This is a genomic window from Streptomyces sp. NPDC090741 (genome assembly GCF_044769045.1).
Taxonomy (GTDB): Bacteria; Actinomycetota; Actinomycetes; order Streptomycetales; family Streptomycetaceae; genus Streptomyces.
The window spans coordinates 30,521-51,553 of sequence record NZ_JBIVXF010000014.1; the positions used below are offsets into that span (position 1 = coordinate 30,521).

The 21,033-nt window shown below is 74.2% G+C and carries 15 protein-coding genes; 10 read left to right on the top strand and 5 right to left on the bottom strand.

The annotated features are described in order from the left end of the window. Positions 1-44 precede the first annotated feature (44 nt). From ACIQU4_RS31170 to ACIQU4_RS31185, 4 genes are all read left to right on the top strand, one after another. Positions 45-173, top strand: a complete 129-nt coding sequence (locus ACIQU4_RS31170; RefSeq protein WP_403737737.1) for a hypothetical protein — start codon at positions 45-47, stop codon at positions 171-173. Between the two features lie 36 nt (positions 174-209). Continuing rightward, the gene (locus tag ACIQU4_RS31175; RefSeq protein WP_403738095.1) at positions 210-872 is read left to right on the top strand and encodes a VWA domain-containing protein; all 663 of its coding nucleotides are present in this window, start codon (positions 210-212) and stop codon (positions 870-872) included. A 62-nt stretch (positions 873-934) separates the two neighbouring features. After that, entirely contained in the window at positions 935-1,951 is a 1,017-nt protein-coding gene (locus tag ACIQU4_RS31180) for a PP2C family serine/threonine-protein phosphatase (protein WP_403737739.1), read from the top strand. Further along, on the top strand, positions 1,948-3,279 hold the full coding sequence (locus ACIQU4_RS31185; RefSeq protein WP_403737742.1) for a protein kinase: 1,332 nt from the start codon (positions 1,948-1,950) through the stop codon (positions 3,277-3,279). The genes ACIQU4_RS31180 and ACIQU4_RS31185 overlap by 4 nt, the downstream gene beginning before the upstream one ends. Before the next feature lie 13 nt (positions 3,280-3,292). Here ACIQU4_RS31185 and ACIQU4_RS31190 read toward each other — a convergent pair whose 3' ends face one another. The 5 genes from ACIQU4_RS31190 to ACIQU4_RS31210 all read right to left on the bottom strand — a co-directional run bounded on the left by ACIQU4_RS31190 (position 3,293) and on the right by ACIQU4_RS31210 (position 6,509). Next, a complete protein-coding gene (locus ACIQU4_RS31190) occupies positions 3,293-3,619 on the bottom strand; it encodes a hypothetical protein (protein ID WP_403737744.1) in 327 nt (108 codons plus the stop codon). Between the two features lie 29 nt (positions 3,620-3,648). Beyond that, positions 3,649-5,103 (bottom strand): hypothetical protein, encoded by a 1,455-nt coding sequence (locus ACIQU4_RS31195; RefSeq protein ID WP_403737747.1) that lies wholly within the window; start codon positions 5,101-5,103, stop codon positions 3,649-3,651. A gap of 193 nt (positions 5,104-5,296) precedes the next feature. Then, a complete protein-coding gene (locus ACIQU4_RS31200; protein WP_403737749.1) occupies positions 5,297-5,461 on the bottom strand; it encodes a hypothetical protein in 165 nt (54 codons plus the stop codon). 234 nt (positions 5,462-5,695) lie between these two features. Further along, the gene (locus ACIQU4_RS31205; RefSeq protein ID WP_403737752.1) at positions 5,696-6,127 is read right to left on the bottom strand and encodes an SseB family protein; all 432 of its coding nucleotides are present in this window, start codon (positions 6,125-6,127) and stop codon (positions 5,696-5,698) included. A 178-nt stretch (positions 6,128-6,305) separates the two neighbouring features. Beyond that, positions 6,306-6,509: an MbtH family protein gene (locus ACIQU4_RS31210; protein ID WP_403737755.1), complete on the bottom strand. Its 204-nt coding sequence runs from the start codon at positions 6,507-6,509 to the stop codon at positions 6,306-6,308. Between the two features lie 234 nt (positions 6,510-6,743). On the opposite strand from ACIQU4_RS31210, the gene ACIQU4_RS31215 reads away from it, so the two are divergent. The 6 genes from ACIQU4_RS31215 (at position 6,744) to ACIQU4_RS31240 (ending at position 20,987) form a co-directional block, all read left to right on the top strand. After that, entirely contained in the window at positions 6,744-9,095 is a 2,352-nt protein-coding gene (locus tag ACIQU4_RS31215) for a lantibiotic dehydratase (protein ID WP_403737758.1), read from the top strand. After that, complete coding sequence (locus ACIQU4_RS31220; RefSeq protein WP_403737761.1) at positions 9,095-10,612, top strand: amino acid adenylation domain-containing protein; 1,518 nt, start codon at positions 9,095-9,097, stop codon at positions 10,610-10,612. Before ACIQU4_RS31215 ends, ACIQU4_RS31220 begins: the two co-directional genes overlap by 1 nt. Continuing rightward, complete coding sequence (locus ACIQU4_RS31225) at positions 10,609-11,712, top strand: threonine/serine dehydratase (protein WP_403737763.1); 1,104 nt, start codon at positions 10,609-10,611, stop codon at positions 11,710-11,712. Before ACIQU4_RS31220 ends, ACIQU4_RS31225 begins: the two co-directional genes overlap by 4 nt. Before the next feature lie 92 nt (positions 11,713-11,804). Then, positions 11,805-12,086 (top strand): acyl carrier protein, encoded by a 282-nt coding sequence (locus ACIQU4_RS31230; protein ID WP_403737766.1) that lies wholly within the window; start codon positions 11,805-11,807, stop codon positions 12,084-12,086. Between the two features lie 10 nt (positions 12,087-12,096). Beyond that, a complete protein-coding gene (locus ACIQU4_RS31235) occupies positions 12,097-14,433 on the top strand; it encodes a lantibiotic dehydratase (protein WP_403737769.1) in 2,337 nt (778 codons plus the stop codon). Positions 14,434-14,621: 188 nt separating this feature from the next. Then, entirely contained in the window at positions 14,622-20,987 is a 6,366-nt protein-coding gene (locus ACIQU4_RS31240; protein ID WP_403737772.1) for an amino acid adenylation domain-containing protein, read from the top strand. The last annotated feature ends 46 nt before the right edge of the window (positions 20,988-21,033 follow it).

A 21,033-nucleotide genomic window follows, 5' to 3' on the forward strand; every position in this document is an offset into this window, starting at 1 on the left:
GGCAAAGGCTAGATTCCAATGGTCACTGAGAGGAGCAACTGCCCATGGTGACACCGCAGATCGCACGGGGGCGGCGGCTGATGCTGATCCTGTTCGTGGCGGCGGTCGTAATGACGGCGGCCGCCGGGGTGGCGGCGCTCGTGCGGTACGTACCGCAATGGCTCGGGAGTTGAAGGAGATTAGCGGTGAGTGACATCCCCGGCGGGCCGATGGCGAACCGGCCCGTCCACTTCATCTGGCTGCTCGACTGCTCGTACTCGATGCAGGGCGAGAAGATCGGCCAGCTCAACTATGCGATCAGAGAAGCAGTTCCGGAGATGCGCTCGGTGGCGCAGGACAATCCGGCGGCCCAACTGCTGCTGCGCACCATGACGTTCTCCACCACGGCCCGGTGGAACCACCAGGACCCGGTGCCGGTGGAGAACTTCACCTGGCAGGACGTCCAGGTGGACGGCATGACCAACCTGGGCGAGGCGCTCCACATGGTGGCCCGGGAGCTGGACACCCCGCCGATGCCGCAGCGGGCGCTGAAGCCGGTGCTGGCGCTGGTCTCCGACGGGGTGCCGACGGACGACTGGAAGGCGGGGCTGCGGGCGGTGGACGCGACCCCGTGGGGGCGCAAGGCCGTACGGGTGGCCATCGCGATCGGCACGGACGCCGACCGCACCGTGCTCCAGGAGTTCCTCGGCAATCCGGAGCTCCAGCCGCTGGACGCGAACAGCCCCAAGCAGCTCGCGGCGGCGATCCGCTGGGCCTCGACGGCGGCGGTCAAGGCGGCCTCGCAGATGGTGGCGGGGGCGACGGACCCGCTGGCGAAGCAGCCGCCGTACGCCCCGCCGGTGCTCGACGACGACGATGACGACGTGTGGTGAGCGGGCCCGTGTCACCGGAACCACCGCCCGTACCACCGCCCGTACCGCCGCCCGTACCGCCGGTGCCTGCGCACGCGTGCGCTCCCGTACCGGCGGCCGTGCCGCTGTGGGCCACGCTCCTCCAGAGCGTCCAGGGCGTGAACAAGACCCGCAACCAGGACTACTGCGAGGTCCAGGGGCGCGGCACGGCCGAGGAGCCGCTGATCATGGCGGTGGCCGACGGCCACGGCTCGGCGGCGCACGCCCGCAGCCATCTGGGCTCCCGCTTCGCCGTGGACCTCTTCGTCGAGGAGGCCCGGCGGTTCGGGGCGCTCGCCCAGCCGCGCGGCGACGAGCGGCCGCCGAGCCTGGCCTGGCTGATGCACTACGCCGAGCACGCCTTCCCCCGCCAACTGGTCAGCGCCTGGCGTGAGAAGGTGCTCGGCAACTGGGCGCGGACCAGCTCCCACGAGGAGCCGAGCCTGTCCGAGGAGCACAAGGTGCTGCTGTACGGGAGCACGCTCGTCGGCGCGGTGCTCACCCCCCGGGTGTTCGCGGCCTGGCAGCTCGGCGACGGCGAGCTGACGGTGGTGGACGACGACGGGCGGGTGACCGTACCGCTGGCGCCGGCCGAGGCGGACCTGGGGGACGAGACGGAGTCGCTGTGCACCCCGGAGGCGTGGCTGCGCGTACGGACTCACTGGGCGCCGGTGACGGCCCCCTGGCGGGCGCCCCGGCTGATCGCGGTCTCCACCGACGGGTTGTCGAAGAGCTTCGCCTCGGACCGGGGGTTCCTTCAGTTCATGGCCGGGCTGGACGAGCGGCTGTCGGCGGAGGGCGCGGACACCGTACGGGCCGTCCTCCCGCAGTGGCTGGCCAGGGCCTCCCAGCATTCGGGGGACGACACCACCCTGGTGGCCGCCTGGCACCGGGGCGCCACGCCGGTTCCTGAACCGGCCGTGGCCCCGGGGACGGCTCCGGGGATGGCCCCGGAGACGGCCCCGGCCACCGAACCGGACCCCGCCGCACCCCCGGCCACCGACCCGGCACCACTGATCCACCCGGCACCACCGACCGACCCTCACGGGAGAGACGAATGAGCGGCATGCTCGACAGCGGGACCCTGCTGACGACCGACAGCGGTCTGGGCGTGGAGGTGTTCGACCTGCTCGGGGCCGGCGGGCAGGGGGAGGTCTACCGGGTGCGGACCCCCGCCGGGTACCAGGCTCTCAAGTGGTACTACCCGGCCTGCGCGACCCCCGCGCAGGAGGACATCGTCCGCCAGCTCGTGGGCCGCGGCTTCGACGACGACCGCTTCCTGTGGCCCCTGGACTTCGTGGCCGACGGGCGCGGCGGGTTCGGGTACCTGATGGACATCCGCCCGGACCGGTTCAAGGGCCTGCCCCTGCTGTTCCGGCGGCAGCTGCGCACCTCGACGCGGGCCCTGCTGAAGGCCTGCCTGTACACGGTCGAGGCGTACCAGGCCCTGCACTCGCGCGGGATCGCGTACCGGGACATCTCCTGGGGCAACATCTTCTTCGACCCGGCCACCGGCGACGTGCTCGTCTGCGACAACGACAACGCGGTGGTGGAGGGCGACAGCACCGGCATCTCGGGGACCATGGAGTTCATGGCGCCCGAGCTGGTGCGCGGCGACCCGGGGGTGGCCCCCGGCACGCAGAGCGATCTGCACTCCCTGTCGGTGCTGCTGTTCATGTTCCTGATGAACCATCACCCGCTCAAGGGGCGGCGCGAGTTGGCGATCCACTGCCTCGACGAGGTGGCGGAGCGCAAGCTGTACGGGAAGCAGCCGCTGTTCGTCTTCGACCCGCAGGACCGGTCCAACGCGCCCGACCCGACCGAGCAGGCGACCGTACTGGCCACGTGGGCGGCCGCGCCGGACTCCCTGCGGGAGCTGTTCACCAAGAACTTCACCGCGGGCCTGCACGATCCGACGACGCGGGTACGTGAGTCGCAGTGGCGGGACACACTGCGGGCGGTGCTCGACGCGGTCGTGGAGTGCGCGCAGTGCGGGCGGCAGAACATGACCGAGCCCCGGTCCGCAGATCCGGGCACCTGCTGGGGTTGCGGGAGCACGCTGGTGCTGCCGCCGCGGCTGGTGCTGACCACGCCCCCGCCGCGTACCGAGCACCACATCCTGCTGCACCGCTCCTCGCGGGTGCAGGCGCACCACCTGGCCCCGGAGCCGGCCCGGCACGACTACGGCGACGGGACGCTGGTCGCGCTGCTGACCGAACACCCGCAGAAGCCGGGCCGGTTCGGGCTGGCGAACCGGTCGGCCTCGACGTGGACGGGCACCCGCGCCGACGGCTCCACCCAGCGGATCGACCCCGGCCAGACCGTGCCGCTGCGCTCGGGCCTGGAGCTGGACTTCGGCGGCGCGCGGGCCGTCGTACGGGCGAAGTAGCTGCTGGAAGAGGTCAGTTGCCCAGGAGGCGGCTGATCTCCTGGGCGAGGGCGAGGCCGCCGCTGCCGACTCCGAGACCGAGGGTGATGGTCTCCAGCGAGCGGCGGATCACCCCCGGCTCGGCGGCGCGCCGCTCCTGCGCGGCCCGGTCCAGTTCACCGCGCAGGACGTCCGCCGCCTCGATGCGGCTCGGGGCCGCGCCCTGGTCGCGGAGCCACCGGGCGAGTTCGGCGGCCAGCCGCAGGGTCTCGGCGGCGGCGTCCTGCTGCCCGATGTTGATGGTGCCGTTGTCGCCGATGATGCCGGCGTTGACGTCCCCGTTGAAGTTGAAGGTGCCCATTCGCTCTCCTGCTTCCGCTGGTCGTGGGGTCAGGGCGCGCCGCGGCCCTGGCCGCCCTGGGGTCCGCCGGGCGACGCGCCCGGTCCGCCGTGGTGGTTGACGGTGCCGTTGTCGCCGATGACACCGGCCTGCACACTGCCCTGGAAGGTGTAGGTGTGGGTGTTGATGACCTGCTGCGCCTGGTCGTAGGAGCTGGTGTCGACGTTGTGGTCCTTCAGGAACCGCTCGGTCGCTATCAGCACACCCTGCTGGAGGCGCTGGAGGAAGTCCTGGGAGTCGGTGCGCTCGGTGTAGCCCAACTGGTCCCAGTCCGCTACCCGTTCCCGGATGCTGTCCACTGCGCCGTAGTCGTACAGCATGTGCCGCTTGTCGATCTCGCGCCGTACCTTCTCCAGGGCGCGGGCGCGCCGGCGCCGGTCCGAGGAGCGGCGGGAGATCCGTGAGGCGGCGCCGAGCAGTGCGGGCCCGGCGGCGCGGGTGGCGTGGGCGACCAGGCTCCACCAGCGCTCGAACCCGTCCACCGGCAGCCGGTTCACCCGGTCGAAGCGGTCCTGGAGCGGGGGGATGCCGTACGCCGACACCTCCCAGGTGAGGCTGGGGTGGTGGAGGCGGGCGCGCAGGTGCATGGAGACGATGGCACGGCCGCCCTCACCGGCCCGGACCAGGCTGAGGTAGGTGCGCATGCCGGCGCCGGACTGCATCAGGCCCGCCTGGACGAGCGGCTTGGGGATCTGGGCGAGCGGCCGCTTCAGCCGGTCCGGGAGCAGTTCCGCGCCCACGTACGGCACGTGATTGCCTATGACGTAGAGACGGTTGCGGACCTGGAGGCCCTTGAGGCCGGCGATGTGCTCCATCTCGCGGGCCACGTAGGTGTGCAGGTCGACCGCGTCGAAGGGCTTGATGCGCAGTTTGGCGCCGTTGCCGGCAGGGTCGTCGGCCGGCCGGCTGACGTCGATGGGCTGCCAGACCATCTCCTTGAGCTTGGAGCCGCTGCCGACGAAGGGGTTGGTGCGCTCGGCACTCGCCGTGTACGGGACCACGTTGGCCCGCTTCTGCTCCAACAGCCGCTGCTCCACGTCGGATTCGACGGCCGGGGCCAGGTCGGCGGGGCGCTCCGTGCCGTGCTCCATGGTGAGCGCGGCCGTACGGGCCCGGCTCTCGGCCTGGTGGACCAGCCACCAGGCGCTCGCGTACGCGAGAACGACGAGCCCGGCGGCCGCGCCGGCAAGCCCCCCGAGCCCACTGACCAGCGCGTACAACAGCACGGGTACGGCAACCCACACCCCGACCCCGCAGATCCAGGCCAGCCGCAGGTCCCGTACGTCGATCCGCCGCACGGCGGCGCGCCCGTGCCGGGCCAGCGCCACCAGGTCGATGCCGAGGGAGAGGCCGGTGGCGCGCAGCCCGTCTTCGGTGAGCTCCACGTCCACGTGCCGGGCGAAGCCCTCGTCCAGATGCGCGCCCGCACACAGATGCCGCGTCACGGCATCGGACCGATACTGCGCGAGCGCCGGTAACTGCCGTGCCCCCATGCACCCTCCCCCATGTCCCCGCCACCCTACGGAAACGCGCCCCGCCTGTCCCCCGATTGCCCCCGATCAGAGCCGTCCGCAGTCGCGGGCCTCGTCAGCGCGGAGACCGCCCGACCGGACAGCGGGTGCGGTGGGAACGTGAGTGTCACCAGCTCCCGTAGTCCTCCACCAGCGTGGCGATCATCGCGCGCAGGGCGTCGGCCCGCTGGCGGTCCTCGCGCTGATCACGCAGGGCCTCGTCGACGGCCCGCAGCCGGGCCAGCAACGCCGGATCCTCTTCCACCAAGTCTTCGACGATCGGCGTGGTCACCAGGTCCAGACATTCGGCGAACAGACGGCGCGTCGTGGGGGCCGGCGGGTCTGTCCGTGGCCAGTCCCGCGTGCCCGGTCTCCATGCCCGTCATCGACAGGTTCTCGAAACCCGCCCCCTGCGAGGCTCCGGCCGCATCGCCGGACTCCCTCAACTCCGCCATCGCCGCCCGCAGACCGACCTGGATCGATGCGACCGCCGCCGGCGAGACCTCAAGATCCCCGTCGCCCGCCATCAGGCCGCCGCCCCGTCGGCGGCGATGTCGACGGCGCAGGCATCGGGGACGACCCCGGCCACCGGCGGGAAGAGCATCGACCCGTCCTGGTCGGCCACGTTCACCGCCACCCCGGCCGGCCCGTCGACCTGCGGAACGACCGCATCGACCAGCCGCGCGCCGAGGACCGCGATGTACGGCCACTCCCGTCCGTCCTCCCCGCGGGCCCGGGCGAACCGGAACAACGCCTCCTCGTCGGTGAACGCGTAGAACCAGCGGATCCCGCCCGACACGGCCGACATCAGACCACCGGCGGCATCACCGGCGCCGTCACCGGCAGCGGCGTCGCCGGTGACCGGAATGAGCAGGGCAGCACGACGGAACTCGCCTACCACTCGCCCCGGATCCCCCCGACCTTCCCGGAAATCGGCTATCTCTTCGGTCAGTCCCATGCCGGTGCGCCCCCTCCGCGTGATCCACGTGCGCGGAAGCAAACATTACCGTGAACGCCAAATGGCCTGCCGGGTGGCCGGGCTGGAGGGGCTCTGTGTGCCCCGTAGCGGGTGCACCGGTCGGCGGGGCTCCGTTCCCCCGCGGCTCAGCCACGCCGACCGGCGTTCATGGCCCCGTTCAGGATGCCGCCATGCGGCGGCGCAGGCTCAGCGGGCGCATGTCCGTCCACACCGCGGCGATGTGGTCCAGGCACTCCTGCCGGGTGCCCTGCGTGCCCTCGGCCTGCCAGCCCGCCGGGAGCTCCCGGTCCGCACGCCAGATGGAGTACTGCTCCTCGTCGTTGCACACGACCCGGTAGCCGCTCTCGTCCGTCTCGGTCATCGGTCCGGCCCTCCCCTTCGTCTTGTTCGGTCGTTCCGTGATGGGTCACAGCGTGCCGCGCCGGGACGGGGCGCCATAGGGACAAACGCGCAGAAGGACCGGCGGTCGGTGCTGCCGCTCCTTCCCTGGTGGCGCCGGGGTGCGCGGCGGCAGTGTTCGGGGCAGCCAGGGTGGCGACCGAGAGGTACAGCGCCGCCGGCCACGTCACCCCATCAGGCTGGAAGGAGCTCCGCCATGTCGGACACCCCAGAGATCGTGCACCTGCCCACCGGCGGGTGGCGGTTGTGGGAGCACTTCGCACTCCGCGGTCCGGGTTTCCCGGCCGCGGGGGTCCTGCGCATGGCCCCGCCCGGACTCGCCCTGTCCGCCGACAAGTTCGGTCCGGGCGACGTCCTCGCCGGCCCGGACTGGGAGGCGTTCACCGGGGCCTTCGACACCGGCGCCGTCGGCACCGCCGAACTGCTCCAGGACATCGCCGCCTCGCCGCGCTTCCGGGCCGCCGTGGCCTGGCAGAACCCGGCCGTACTGCGCACCGGCATCGCCCCGTTCCTGAACTGGACGCCGACCGCCGCGAGCCGGACCAGCATGCCCCGCCAGCGCGAGGAGCTCGTCGCCCACTACTGGCAGCGGTTCTGCGTCAAGAACGACACCATCGGGTTCTTCGGGCCGGTGGGGTGGGGGCGCTGGGACCTCTCCACGGACGGGGTCGAGGTCGATCCCGGCACCGGCGGGTTCCTCGCCGACTCACGCGTCTACTTCGCCAGTTGGGCCATCGACGCCCTCGCCAAGTCGCTGAACGCCGACCCCGCACTGCGGGCGTGGATACCGCCGCGCCGGGTGTCCTTCGTACGGGCCGAGGGCCTGTCCGTGCACCTGCCGGGCCGGCCGCCGCAGCCCATCGGCGAGAGCGCCCGCGCCGTACTGGACCTGTGCGACGGGACCCGGCCGGCGGCCGCGATCGCCGAGGCGCTGGGGATCCCGGTGGAGGAGGCGACCGAGACGGTGCAGTGGCTGGTCGCCAAGCGGTGGGTGCACTGGCGCCTCGACGTGCCGACCGGCACCTACCCGGAGCGGGAGCTGCGGGCCGTCCTGGAGCGGATCGGCGATCCGGCCCTGCGGGAGCCGGCCCTGGAGAAGCTGGCCGTCCTGGAGCGCGGGCGGGACTCCGTCCAGGCGGCCGGCCTCGACGCCGAGGCGCTGACGTCGGCGATCGGCGCCCTGGAGGCGGACTTCGCGGCGCTGACCGCCACCGACGCCCAGCGTTCGAAGGGCGAGCGGACCGCACCGTGCCGGGGTCTCGTGTACTCCGACGCCCGGCGCGCGGCGACGGCCACCCTCGGCACCGCCCTGCTGGACGAGCTGACCCCGCTCGCGCAGTGCCTGACCGCAGCGCGCTGGATGACGAACCGGTTCGCCGAGCGGGTCCGGCCCCGGCTCCGTGAGGTGTACGAGCGGCTGCGCGCGGCCGGCCCGGTGGACCTGGGGGCGATGTGGCTGGGCTGCCTGCCCTCCCCGTACCCGGAGGCGGGGCGCGACCTCGACGCCGTCCAGGCCGAGCTGCGCGCGAAATGGGCGCGGATCCTGGCCGTGCCCGAGGGAGCGCGCCGGGTGCGGGTCTCCTCGGCGGACATCGCGGAGCGGGTGCGCGAGGAGTTCGACGAGCCCGGCGCGGGCTGGTCACTGGCGCGCTACTTCAGCCCGGACGTGCTGCTGCTCGCCGACAGCGCGGACGCCGTCGCCCGCGGGGACTTCGAGATGGTGCTGGGCGAGATGCACAGCGCGCTCAACACGATGGGCGCCTCGCTCTTCGTCCACCAGCACCCCGACCGCGAGCAGCTGATCGCGGAGACCACCCGCGACTTCCCCGGGCCGCGGCTGCTGCCGATGCTGCCCAAGGAGCTGCCGCTCAAGTGGTCGACGCGCAGCAGGCCTTCGCTGGACCGGCCGCAGGACTACTACGTCTCGCTGGTCGACGACACCGGAGACCCGCACCGCCCGCGCACCGCCTTGTGCGCCGACGTGACCGTGGAGGACCGCGACGGCCTGCTGATGGCGGTACTGCCCGACGGGTCCGCGTTCGACCTGCTCGACGTGTACGCGAACACCCTGACGCAGCGCGTCATGGACCGGTTCACGCTGCGCCCCGACGGCGACCACACCCCGCGCATCAGCATCGACAAGATGGTGGTGGCGCGCGAGACGTGGGCCTTCCCCGCGTCCGAACTCACCTTCGCCGACGAGAAGTCCGAGGCCAAGCGGTACGTGAGGGCCCGGCACTGGAGGCAGGAACACGATCTGCCCCGCTTCGTGTTCGTGGTCTCGCCGACCGAACCCCGGCCGTTCTACGTGGACTTCGACAGCCCGGTGTACCTGACCATCCTGGCGAAGGCCGCGCGCCGGCTGGCCCGCAAGGACCCCGGGGCCAAGCTGAAGGTCAGCGAGATGCTGCCGACGCCGGAGCAGGCCTGGCTGACCGACGACCAGGGCGCCACGTTCACCTCGGAGCTGCGCTTCGTCGCCGTCGACCAGACCGTCACCGACGTCTCGCGGCCCGCGCAGGAGACCGCCGCGGACGGGAGCGCGTGATGCGGACCTTCGCGCGGACCTTCGTCGACGACATCGCCGCGCACGCCGCCCTCGACCCCGGCCGGATCGCGGTGACCACCCCGGCCGGCGAGGTGACGTACGGGGAGCTCATCGCCCGCATCGACGCGCTGGCGGCGGTGCTGCGGGCCCGGGGTGCCCGGCCCGAGACGGTGTGCGCGGTGGCCGTGGAGCGCGGGGTGGACGCCGTGGTCGCACCTGCCGCGGTGGTCCGCTCGGGGGCGGCCTTCCTCAGCCTCGACCCCGAGCAGCCGCCGGCCCGGCTGGCGGCGCTGGTCCGCAGCGGCGGCGCCGACATGCTGCTGACCTCCTCGGCCCTCGCCGGCGGGCTCGACCTGCCGGTCCCGGGGACCCCCGTACTGCTCGACCGTCCGGGGGGCCTGGCCGAGGAGGGCCCCGGGCCCGGCGGGCCGCTGGGCGGTCGGGCCCTCGCCTACGTCAGCCACACCTCCGGGAGCACCGGCGAGCCCAGCGCCGTCCTGGTCGAACACGCCGGGCTGGACTCGTACTTGCGCTTCGTGGCCCGGGACTACGGCCTCGGGCCGGACACGGTGGCGCTCCAGGTGGCCCCGCTGGGCTACGACGCCTCCCTGCGGGACACCTTCGCCCCGCTGCTGGCGGGCGGACGGCTGGTCGTCGTGCCGCGTTCGGCGCTGCTGCGGCCCGAGGAGTTCGGCGCCGCCGTACGGGAGCACGCGGTGACCGCGCTGCTGAGCGTGACGCCGTCCTTCCTGGCCTTCCTGGCCGGGCAGCCGGACGCGGACCGACTGCTCGCCGGGGTACGGGTGGTGGTGTCCAGCGGTGAATCGCTGCGGCCGTTCCTGACCGCCGGCGGCCGGGCCCTGGTCCCGGGCGCGCTGGTCAACCAGTACGGGCCCACCGAGTGCACCATGACCTCGACCCGCTACGCCGTGCCGGCCGAGCCGGACGTCCTGACCGACACCGTGGGCACGCCGATCGACGGGGTCGTGGTCCGGCTGCTGGACGCCGGGCTGTCGCCGGTGCCCGACGGCCGCGTCGGGGAGGTCTGCATCGGCGGGGCCGGGGTGGCCCGGGGGTACCGCGGGCGGCCCGCCCGTACGGCCGAGTGCTTCGTGCCCGACCCGCTCGGGCCGCCCGGCGCGCGGATGTACCGGACGGGCGACCTCGCCACCCTGGGCCCGGACGGGCTGGAGTACCTGGGGCGCCGGGACCGCCAGGTCAAGATCCGCGGCTACCGGGTGGACCCGGCCGAGGTGGAGGGCGCGCTGCTGGCCCATCCCGGGGTCACGGGCGCGGTCGTCACCCCCGACACCGACGCGCAGGGGCGGGTGTTCCTGATCGCGCACGTCACCGGGGACCTGGCGGACGTGAAGGACGCGGCGCTCCGTGCCCACCTGGGCGCCACGCTGCCCCCGCATCTGATGCCGCGCCGGTTCGCACGGCTGGCGGAACTGCCCACCACCCGCGGCGGGAAGGCCGACCGCCGTGCCCTGTCGCAGACCGGAGGCCGGCCATGACCACCGCACCGAGCGCGCCGCGCGCACCCCGGACGTCCATCGCACTGCCCGGACCGCGCGCGCCCATGACACCCAGGGCGCCGGCCGCATCCACCACGCCCGTCACGTCCACCGCGCCCGCCGTCGCCGCCAGGGGCGTAGCGCTCGGCCGGGCCGACGTGGAGGCCGCGGCGGTGCGGATCGCCGGCCACGTACGGAGGACCCCGCTGCTGGCGGGGCCGGCCGCGCCCGGGCTCCACCGGACCGGCCGGGGACTGCTGCTGAAGGCCGAACACCTCCAGTACAGCGGGTCGTTCAAGCTGCGCGGGGCCGCCAACGCCGTCCTGGCGCTGGGCGCCCGCCGGATCGTGACCGGCTCCTCCGGGAACCACGGCATCGCGCTGGCCCGGCTGGCCGCCCCGCTCGGCGCCGAGGTGACCGTGGTGCTGGCCGGCGGGGCGCATCCGGCCAAGATCGCCGTGATCAAGGCCCTCGGGGGGCGTACGGTCCGCGTACCGGGCGGGGTCGCCGAGCGCGACGCCCGGGCGCGGGACCTGGCCGAGGAGACGGGCGCGGTGCTCATCCCCTCCTCCGACCACGAACTGGTGGTCGCCGGGCAGGGCACGGTCGGTCTGGAGATCCTCGCCGAGGCGCCCGACACCGAGACCGTGTACGTGCCGACCGGCGGGGGCGGGCTGCTCGCCGGGGTGTGCCTCGCCGCGTACGGGCACCCGGTGCGGGTGGTGGGCGTCGAGCCCGCCGGCACCCCCCGCTACGCCCGGTCGCTGGCCGCGGGGCGCCCCGTACGGCTGGCGCCCGGCGACACCGTCGCCGACGGTCTGCGCGGGCAGCAGCCGGGGGCGGTGCCGTATCCGATCGTCCGGGACCGGGTCGACGACCTGGTCACCGTGTCCGACGCGCAGATCCTCGCCGCGGTCGCGCTGCTCCGCCGGCGCGGGTTCGAGGCCGAGCCGTCCGGCGCGGTCGCGCTGGCCGGGGCGATCCGCGCGGGCCGCGGCACGGGGTGCTCGGTCGCCGTCGTCTCGGGCGGCAACACCAAGACGGCGCTGATGGCGGCCGCCGCGGCGGCCACCCCTTCCCGTACCCACTGCACCACTTGAACCACTTGAACCACCTGAACCAAGGCACGACCCGCATCACGCACACGTACCCGCATCACCCACACCACCCGTCCGCTCCTGGAGGAGAACCCATGACCATGACCGTGAACGAGACCGCGAACCTGACCGCGCAGCTGACCTCCACCGCCCTGACCGAGCTGGTCGTCTCCATCTACCGCGAGACCCTGGGGGTCGCCGACCTCGACGAGCAGAGCGACTTCTACGAGTGGGGCGGCGATTCGCTGAGCGCCTTCCGGATCACCGCACGGCTCGAAGAGGCACTCGGGGCAGAGGTCCCGGTGGCACTGATCTTCGCCTACCCCTCGCCCGCGGACCTCGCCGACGTCGTCCACGCCGACTTCGTCCAGGCATGAGGGGCCGGTCATGACGGACACCTACGTACCCGGCGGCCGCTGGCGGCTGTGGGACCAGTTCGCCCTGCGCGGAGCGGGTTTTCCGGCCGGAGGCGTACTGCGGCTCGCCCCGGACGGGCTGGCCCCGGCCGCCGACAAGTTCGATCCCGGCGAGGGCCCGGCGGCCCTGGCCGGTGAGCGGTGGGGGGAGTTCACCGCCCTGTTCGCCGAAGCCCAGGTGGAGACGGCGCACACGCTCCAGGACATCGCGCGGATGCCCGCCTTCCGGGAGGCGGTGGCCTGGCAGAACCGCCCGGTGCTCGCCTCCGGGATCACGCCCTTCCTGAACTGGACGCCGACCGCGGCGGGCCGCACCAGCATGCCCCGCCAGCGCGAGGAGCTGGTGGCCCACTACTGGCAGCGGTTCTGCGTCAAGAACGACACCATCGGGTTCTTCGGGCCCGTCGGCTGGGGCCGCTGGGACCTCTCCGCGGACGCGACGGCTGACGCGACGGCTGACGCGGCAGCTGACGCGGCGGACGGTGTCCGCGTCGACCCCGGCACCGGCCTGATCGCCGGATCGGAGGTGTACTTCGCCAGCTGGGCCATCGACGCCCTCGCCGCGCGGATCGACACCGATCCGGCGGTCCGGGAGTGGGTGGCGCCCCGGCGCGTTCCGTTCGTCCGCCAGTCCGGGACGGACGTGACGGTGCCGGGCCGGCCGCGCCAGGCCCTCGGCGGGGAGGGGCGCGCGGTGCTCGCGCTCTGCGACGGCGTACGCCCCGCGCGGGAGATCCGCGCCGCGCTGCCGGGCGTGGACGTGTCCGCCGTCCTGGCCGACCTGGTCGCCCGCCGGTGGGTGGTGTGGAAGCTGGAGGTGCCCGCCGACGCCCGCCCCGAGCGGCACCTGCGGGCCTGGCTGGACCGGGTCGGGGACGCGGAGCTGCGCGAGCCCGCCCTGGCCGCCCTGGACGCCCTGGAGCGGGGCCGGGACCGGGTGTCCGAGGCGGACGGGCCCGAGGCGCTGGTGGCCGCGCTGACGGAGCTGGAGGGGGAGTTCGTCGCGCTGACCGAGACCGCCGCCGTACGCGAGAAGGCGGCCGGTACGGCGCCCTGCCGGGCCCTGGTGTACTCCGACTGCCGGCGGGCGGCGACCGCCGCCCTCGGGCGGACCGTGCACGAGGCCCTCGCCCCGCTGGATCCGCTGCTGACCAGCGCCGGCTGGCTCACCGCGCGGCTCGCCGACGCCGTGATGGCCCGGGCGCGGGAGGTGTACCGCCGGCTTGCCGGGCAGGGCCCGGTCGACCTGGCCTCGTTCTGGTTCGCCTGCATGCCGATCCTGCACGGCGCCGCCCGCGCCGAGTCCGCCGAGCTCCAGCAGGAGTTCCGCAGGCGCTGGGACACGATCCTGGCGCCGCCGCCGGGCACCCGCCGGGTCAGGCTGCCGCTGGAGGCCGTCGCGGGGCCCGTCGCCGAGCAGTTCGGCGGCCCGGGCGGCGGCTGGACCGCCGCCCGCTACCTCAGCCCCGACATCATGATCGCCGCCTCCGGAGAACAGGCGGTCGCCCGCGGCGACTTCGAGCTGGTCCTCGGCGAACTGCACGTGGCCGCCAACACCTTGGGCTCCTCGCTGTTCGTCAACCAGCACCCGGACGCCGAGGAGCTGCTCGGGCTCACCGGCCGGGACCATCCCGGTCCCCGGCTGATGCCGCTGCTGCCCAAGGAGCACCGCTCCCGGCTGTCGGCGCGGACCCGGCAGGTCCTGGTCCGCCCCGAGGACTACTACGTCGCCCTCGTCGACTTCACCGCCGACCCGGGCCGGCCCCGTACGGTGCTCAGCGCCGACGTGGCGGTGACCGAGCGGGCGGACGGCGAGCTGGCGGTGGTGCTGCCCGACGGGGCCGAGTTCCCCGCGGTGGACGTGTTCTCGCACGTCCTGACTACCCTGGCGATGGACCTCTTCCAGATCCTGCCCGACGGGGCCGACCACTCCCCCCGGGTCACCGTGGACCGGCTGGTGGTGGCCCGCGAGACCTGGCGGCTGCCGCCGTCCGACATGGACTTCGCCGAGGAGAAGGACGAGGCCCGCCGGTTCGTACGGGCCCGGCAGTGGCGGGAGCGGCGCGAACTGCCGCGGTTCGTGTTCGTCGTGCTGCCGACCGAGACCCGGCCGTTCTACGTGGACTTCGACAGCCCGGTCTACGTCAACATCCTCGCCAAGGCGGTCCGCAGGATGGCCCGCAAGGAGCCCGAGGGCCGGGCCGTGTTCACCGAGATGCTGCCGAGCCCCGAACAAGCCTGGCTGTCCGACGACCGGGGCGAGGTCTACACCTCCGAGCTGCGCTTCGTGGCGGTGGACGAGGGCTGACGGAACCTGCGGGGCCACGCATACGGAGCGACGCGTACCGGCGGCGCGCACGGCAGAGCAACAGGCCGTGCGGGGCCGCCGTTGCGCGTTCTACCCCCCGGCGGCTGCGTGCGCGGCTGCGTCTTCTTCCCTACTGACGGATCTCCGCAGACAGCAGTGTTGAGGAAAACACCGCTTGGAGGCCCACAGTGAAGGTTGTCGCAGCGCACGGCGGACCGGCGAGGCACGGCAGCGAAGCCGGCGACGTCGTACGTGACGGTGACGGAGTGTCGTTCGCGCAGCGGAGGCTGTGGTTCCTCGACCAGCTCACCGGAGGCTCCGCCGAGTCCCTGCTCCCGCTGGCCCTGCGCATCCGCGGCGCCCTCGACGCCGCGGCCCTGGAGCGCTCGCTGGCCGGCATCGTGGACCGGCACGAGGTGCTGCGCACCCGCTTCACGGCCGTCGACGGGGAGCCCGTACCCGTGGTGGACCCGGCGGGCCGCACCCGGCTGGCGCGGACGGAGGCGGGCAGCACCGAGGAGCTGTTCGACCGGGAGCTGGCGCGCCCGCTGGACCTGGCGAAGGAGCACCCGATGCGGGCCGTGCTCGCCCGCATCGGGCCCGACGAGCACGTGCTGCTCCTGGTGGTCCACCACATCGCGGTGGACGGCTGGTCCTGGGACGTGCTGCTGCGCGAGCTGGACGCCGGCTACCGGGGCGAGGCCGTGGACGCGCCGCCGCTGCAGTACACCGATGTCGCCCGGACCGAGGCCGAGCGCCTGCGCGGGCCGCGGATGGAGCGGCTGCTCGGGTACTGGCGCGAGCGGCTGGCCGGGGTCGCCCCGCTCGCGCTGCCCGCCGACCGGCCGCGGCCGGCGTTCTGGGACGGCTCCGGCGACGTGGTCCGCTTCGAGCTGCCGGCCGAGCTGGTCGCCGAGGTCGACCGGGTGGCCCGCGAGCAGCGCGCGACCCGCTACATGCTGCTGCTCGCGGTGTACCAGGCCCTGCTCGGCCGCTACTCCGGCCGCTCCGACATCGCCGTGTGCACCACCCTGGCCGACCGCGGGCGCGCCGAAGTGGCCGGTCTGATCGGCCCGTTCGTGAACACGATCGTGCTGCGCACCGACCTGTCCGGCGATCCGACCTTCGCCGCCCTGCTGGGCCGGGTGCGGTCGGGGGCCCTGCGGGACTTCTCGCACTCCGAGGCGCCGTTCGACCGGGTGGTCGGCGAGGTGGTCACCGAGCGCGACCTGTCCCGCCACCCGCTCGCACAGGCCTCCTTCACCCTGCTGAACACCGTCCCCTCGGCGGCCCGCCTGGACGATCTGGACGTCGGCCTGGTGCGGACCCCGCTGACGGGCACCCCGCTGGACGTGTTCCTCGACCTGAGCCTGCGCGCCAACGGCGACATCGCGGCGCGGCTCCAGTTCTCCACCGCCCTGTTCGACCGGAGCTCGATGGTCCGCTTCACCGAGGGGTACGTGGAGCTGCTGCGCGCGGTGACGGCCTCGCCGCAGACCCCTGTGGCCGAACTCGCCGGGCGCCTGGAACCGTTGCCCGGCAAGGAGCGGTCCCGCCTGGTCGAGATGGCGGGCTCGGGTCGCCCCGCTCCGGCCGCGGCGCCGTTCACCGTGGCGGGGGAGCCGAACGCGGTGGCCCTGGTGTGCGGGGAGAAGATCCTGCGCTACCGCGAGCTGGACGCCCTCGGCGGCGGTCTGGCCACCGCCCTGCGCGCGGCGGGCGTCGGCCCGGGGACCCCGGTCGGCGTGTGCGTGAAGCGCGGGGTCCGGTCCGTGGTCGCGATGACCGCGATCTGGCGGGCCGGCGGGGTCTATGTACCGCTGGATCCGGCGCTTCCCGAGGAGCGGCTGCGGTTCATGGCCGAGGAGGCCGGGCTGCACTGCGTCCTCGCCGATGCCGAGACCGCGGAACTGGCCGGCGCGCTCGGCCCGCAGGTGCTGCGGGTGGAGGACGCGGGATCCGATGCGGGCGCCCCGCACCACGCCCCCGGCCCGCGGGACCTCGCGTACGTCATCTTCACCTCGGGCTCCACCGGCCGCCCGAAGGCCGTCGGCATCGAGCACGGCGCGATCGACGCACATGTCGCCGCCGCCCGCGAGGAGTTCGGGATCACCTGCCGGGACCGGGTGCTCGCCTTCTCGTCCTTCTCGTTCGACGCCTCGCTGGACCAGCTGCTGACCGCGCTCGGCTGCGGGGCCACCCTGGTGGTCCGGCCGGACGAGCAGTGGCTGCCCGCGCAGATCCCCCTGGTGGTCGAGCGGTACGCGATCACCATGCTGAACCTGCCGCCGACGTACTGGGCCGAGCTGGCCTTCTCGCTCACCGACCGCACCGCCGCCTCCCTCGCTCCGCTGCGCCTGCTGGTCCTCGGCGGGGAGTCCGTTCCGGCCGCGGCGCTGGCCGCCTGGCAGGCGCGGGCGCCGCACGTACGGGTGCTCAACGCGTACGGCCCGACCGAGACGACCGTGACCGCCACCACGCACGAGATCGGCGCGGCCGGGGACCCCGGCCGGGTGCCGATCGGGCGGCCGCTGGGCTCCCGCCGGGTGTACGTGGTCGACGCGCACGACGAGCTCGTGCCGGTCGGCGAGCCGGGCGAACTGCTGATCGGCGGCCCGGAGCTGGCCCGCGGCTACCTCGGCCAACCGGCCCTCACCGCCCGGAAGTTCGTACCCGACCCGTACGGCGAGGACGGCGGACGCCTCTACCGCACCGGCGACCTGGTCCGACGACTGCCCACCGGGGAGCTGGAGTTCCTCGGCCGCACCGACGACCAGGTCAAGATCCGCGGCTTCCGCATCGAACTCGGCGAGGTGGAGGCGGCCCTGGGCGAGTGCCCCGGAGTGGTGGCCGCCGCGGTGGCCGTCGGCGCTGACGCCCAGGGCGGCAAGATCCTGACCGGCTACGTGGTGGCCGGCCCCGACGGCCCGGTGGAGCCAGCCATCCTGCGCGCCTTCTGCGCCGGCCGGCTGCCGCACTACGCGGTGCCCGCGGACTTCGTTGCGCTCGACGCGCTGCCCGTGAACGCCTCGGGCAAGCTCGACCGGGCCGCCCTGCCCGCCGCCCGGCCGGACGGGGAGCGGGCGGAGCGGGACCGGGCGGCCGCGGGCGGCGCCGAGTTCATCGCGCCGCGCGACGCCACCGAGCAGGTCGTCGCCGACATCTGGGCGGAGGTCCTGGGCGTCGACCGGGTCGGCATCGACGACGGTTTCTTCGACCTGGGCGGCCACTCCCTGCTCGCCACCATGGCCGTCTCCCGGATCGCCGAGCGGCTCGGCCGCGAGGTGGAGCTGCGCACCCTGTTCGAGAACCCCCGCATCCGCGAGTTCGGCCCGCTGGTGGCCGCGGCCCGGCAGGCGGGCGCCGCCACCGTGGTCCCGGTGGACCGCTCGGGACCGCTGCCGTTGTCCTTCGCGCAGGAGCGGATGTGGTTCCTGGACCGCATGTCCGACGTCGGCGACGAGTACGTGCTCTGGTTCTCGTGGCGGATGCGGGGCGGGCTCGACCGCGACGCCTGGCAGGGCGCCCTAGACGAGGTGGTGGCCCGGCACGAGGCGCTGCGCACCGCCCTGGTCGAGGTGGACGGCCGGCCCGCGCAGCGGGTGGTCGACGGGGTCCGCGTACCGCTGGTGTGGCAGTCGGCCCCGCCCGGGGACGAGGAAGCCGTACGGCTGGAGCGGCTGCGCGCCGTGGCCGTCCCGTACGCCACGCGCCGCTTCGACCTGGCCGGGCCGCCGCTGCTGCGGGCGGGGGTGTGGGAGCTGGACCCCGAGGACCACGTGGCCGTCATCGCCTTCCACCACGCGGCGACCGACGGCTGGTCCAAGGACGTGATCATCGGCGAGCTCGCGGAGTCCTACGCCGCCCGGGTGGCCGGGCGCCCGGCCGAACTGCCGCCCGTCCCGGTCCAGTACGGGGACTTCGCGGTCTGGCAGCGCGACCGGATGGCCGGTGAGGTGTTGGAGCGGCAGCTGGCGTACTGGGAGGAGGCCCTGGCCGGTGTGCCCGTACTGGAGCTGCCGACGGACCGGCCGCGCCCGGCGGGCTGGTCGGGGCGGGGCGGCGCGGTCGAGATCGACCTGCCGAAGGAGCTGGAGGCCGCGCTCGGCGAGCTGGCCCGGCGGCACGGGGTGACCCGGTTCACGGTGCTGCTGGCCGTGGTGCAGATCGTGCTGGGCCGCTGGTCGAGGCAGACGGACGTGGCGGTGGGCACCCCGGTCGCGGGCCGCGGACAGCTGGAGCTGGAGCGGCTGGTGGGGCTGCTGGTGAACACGGTGGTGCTGCGCGGGGACCTGTCCGGCGAGCCCTCGTTCACGGAGTTCCTGGGCCGGGTCCGCGAGTCCGTGCTCGGGGCCTTCGACCACCAGGAGGTGCCGTTCGAGCGGCTGGTGGAGCAGCTGCGGCCCGAGCGGGACCCGTCCCGCAACCCCCTGTTCCAGGTGATGTTCGACGTGCAGGAGAGCGCCGCGGGCGGGCCCCGGGTCGAAGGCCTCGACGTGGAGCACTTCGTCCTGCCGTGGGGTTCGGCCAAGTTCGACCTGACCGCCACCTTCCTGCTCTATCCCGACCGCTTCGCGCTGAACGTGGAGTACGCGAGCGACCTCTTCGACGCCGCCACGGTCACCCGGTTCGCCGGGCACGTGGGCCGGGTGCTGGAGTCGGTGGTGGCCGATCCGGAGCAGGCCGTGGGGCGGTTGGAGCTGCTGTCCGCCTCCGAGTACGCGGAGCTGGCCGGGGCGGCGGGCCCGGTGGTGGGCTCCGCGGCGGCCGCCCCGGTGGCGGCGCCGTTCACGGTGGCGGGCGCGCCGGACGCCGTGGCCCTGCTCTGCGGGGACGAGAGCCTGACGTACGGCGAACTGGACGGGCTCACGGGCGGGCTGGCCCGGGCGCTCGCGGCCTCCGGGGTACGGCCGGGCACGCCGGTCGGCGTGTGCCTGCGCCGGGGCATCGCCTCGGTCGCCGCGATGGCCGCGATCTGGCGGGCGGGCGGGGTCTACGTACCGCTCGACCCCCGGCTGCCCGAGGAACGGCTGCGGTTCATGTGCGCCGAGGCGGGCGTGCACAGCGTCTTCAGCGACGCCTCGACCCATGCGCTGGCCGCCGCGCTCGGACCGCGGACCGTCCCCGTCGACGCCGTCGTGCCCGGCCCGGGCGCACCGCACCACACCCCCTCTCCCGAGGACCTCGCGTACGTCATCTTCACCTCGGGCTCCACCGGCCGCCCCAAGGCCGTCGGCGTGGAGCACCACGCGCTGGGCGCGCACGCCGCCGCGGCCCGCGAGCTGTTCGGCATCACGGCCGACGACCGCGTCCTCGCCTTCGCCTCCTTCTCCTTCGACGCCTCGCTGGAGCAGGTGCTGCCCGCCCTCGGCGCGGGAGCCTCGGTGGTGGTCCGCCCCGACGAGGTGTGGTCGGTGGAGGAGCTCGCCGGGGCCGTCCGCACCCGGGACATCACGGTCATGGAGGCCACCCCCGCCTACTGGGAGGAGATCGTCGCCCGCCTCGACACGGTCGCCGGGGACCTCAAGGGTCTGCGGCTGCTGGTCACCGGCGGCGAGGCGCTGCCCTCGGCGCCGCTGGCCCGGTGGTTCGCCCACCTGCCCGACGTGCCCGTCGTCAACACGTACGGCCCGACCGAGGCGGTCATCTCGGCCACCGCCCACACCGTCACCGCGCCCGTCGAGGGCCGGGTGGCGATCGGCCGGCCGCTGGGTTCCCGCCGGGCGTACGTCGTGGACGCGCTCGACCGGCTGGTCCCCGTCGGGGTGCCGGGCGAGCTGCTGATCGGCGGCCCGGAGCTGGCCCGCGGCTACCTCGGGCAGCCTGCGCTGACCGCGCAGCGGTTCGTACCGGACCCGTACGGCGAGGACGGCGGACGCCTCTACCGCACCGGCGACCTGGTCCGCCGACTGCCCACCGGGGAGCTGGAGTTCCTCGGCCGCACCGACGACCAGGTCAAGATCCGCGGCTTCCGCATCGAACCGGCCGAGATCGAGGCCGTCCTGGAACAGCACCCGGACGTGCACGCCGCGACCGTCCTGGTCCGGGAACTGCGGGGCGAGCGCGCCCTCGTCGGCTACGTGGCCGGCCAGGACCGGGGGCCGGACGCCGAGGCGCTGGCCGCCTGGTGCCGGACCCTGCTGCCCGGCTACATGGTGCCCGCCGCGTTCGTCCTGCTCGACTCCCTGCCCCGGACCGTGCAGGGCAAGGTGGACACCGCCGCCCTGCCCGATCCGCAGCTGCCCGCGCCGGCCGCGTCCGTGGCGCCGCGCACCCCGACCGAGGTGGTGACGGCCCAGATCTGGGCCGAGGTCCTGGGCCTGCCCGAGGTCGGGATCCGGGAGGACTTCTTCGCCCTCGGCGGCCACTCGCTGCGCGCCGTGGCGGCCGCGTCCCGCCTGCGCACCGCGTTCGACTGCCCGATCCAGGTACGCGACCTGTTCGACCACCCGACGGTCGAGCTGCTCGCCATCGAAGTGGAACGACAGCTCATCGACCAGATCTCCTCGATGAGCGACGACGAGATCGACCTGTCCCTGACCTCCGACTTCTGATCGCCGCCGCGATCCGAGCCTCGAACCCAGCCTTGATTGGACGGCA

Bases quoted from the DNA above. Each gene is read 5' to 3' on its own strand.
- ACIQU4_RS31170 (WP_403737737.1), top strand. From the start codon at position 45: ATGGTGACACCGCAGATCGCACGGGGGCGGCGGCTGATGCTGATCCTG.
- ACIQU4_RS31175 (WP_403738095.1), top strand. From the start codon at position 210: ATGGCGAACCGGCCCGTCCACTTCATCTGGCTGCTCGACTGCTCGTAC.
- ACIQU4_RS31185 (WP_403737742.1), top strand. From the start codon at position 1,948: ATGAGCGGCATGCTCGACAGCGGGACCCTGCTGACGACCGACAGCGGT.
- ACIQU4_RS31190 (WP_403737744.1), bottom strand. From the start codon at position 3,619: ATGGGCACCTTCAACTTCAACGGGGACGTCAACGCCGGCATCATCGGC.
- ACIQU4_RS31205 (WP_403737752.1), bottom strand. From the start codon at position 6,127: ATGGGACTGACCGAAGAGATAGCCGATTTCCGGGAAGGTCGGGGGGAT.
- ACIQU4_RS31210 (WP_403737755.1), bottom strand. From the start codon at position 6,509: ATGACCGAGACGGACGAGAGCGGCTACCGGGTCGTGTGCAACGACGAG.
- ACIQU4_RS31215 (WP_403737758.1), top strand. From the start codon at position 6,744: ATGTCGGACACCCCAGAGATCGTGCACCTGCCCACCGGCGGGTGGCGG.
- ACIQU4_RS31220 (WP_403737761.1), top strand. From the start codon at position 9,095: ATGCGGACCTTCGCGCGGACCTTCGTCGACGACATCGCCGCGCACGCC.
- ACIQU4_RS31225 (WP_403737763.1), top strand. From the start codon at position 10,609: ATGACCACCGCACCGAGCGCGCCGCGCGCACCCCGGACGTCCATCGCA.
- ACIQU4_RS31230 (WP_403737766.1), top strand. From the start codon at position 11,805: ATGACCATGACCGTGAACGAGACCGCGAACCTGACCGCGCAGCTGACC.
- ACIQU4_RS31235 (WP_403737769.1), top strand. From the start codon at position 12,097: ATGACGGACACCTACGTACCCGGCGGCCGCTGGCGGCTGTGGGACCAG.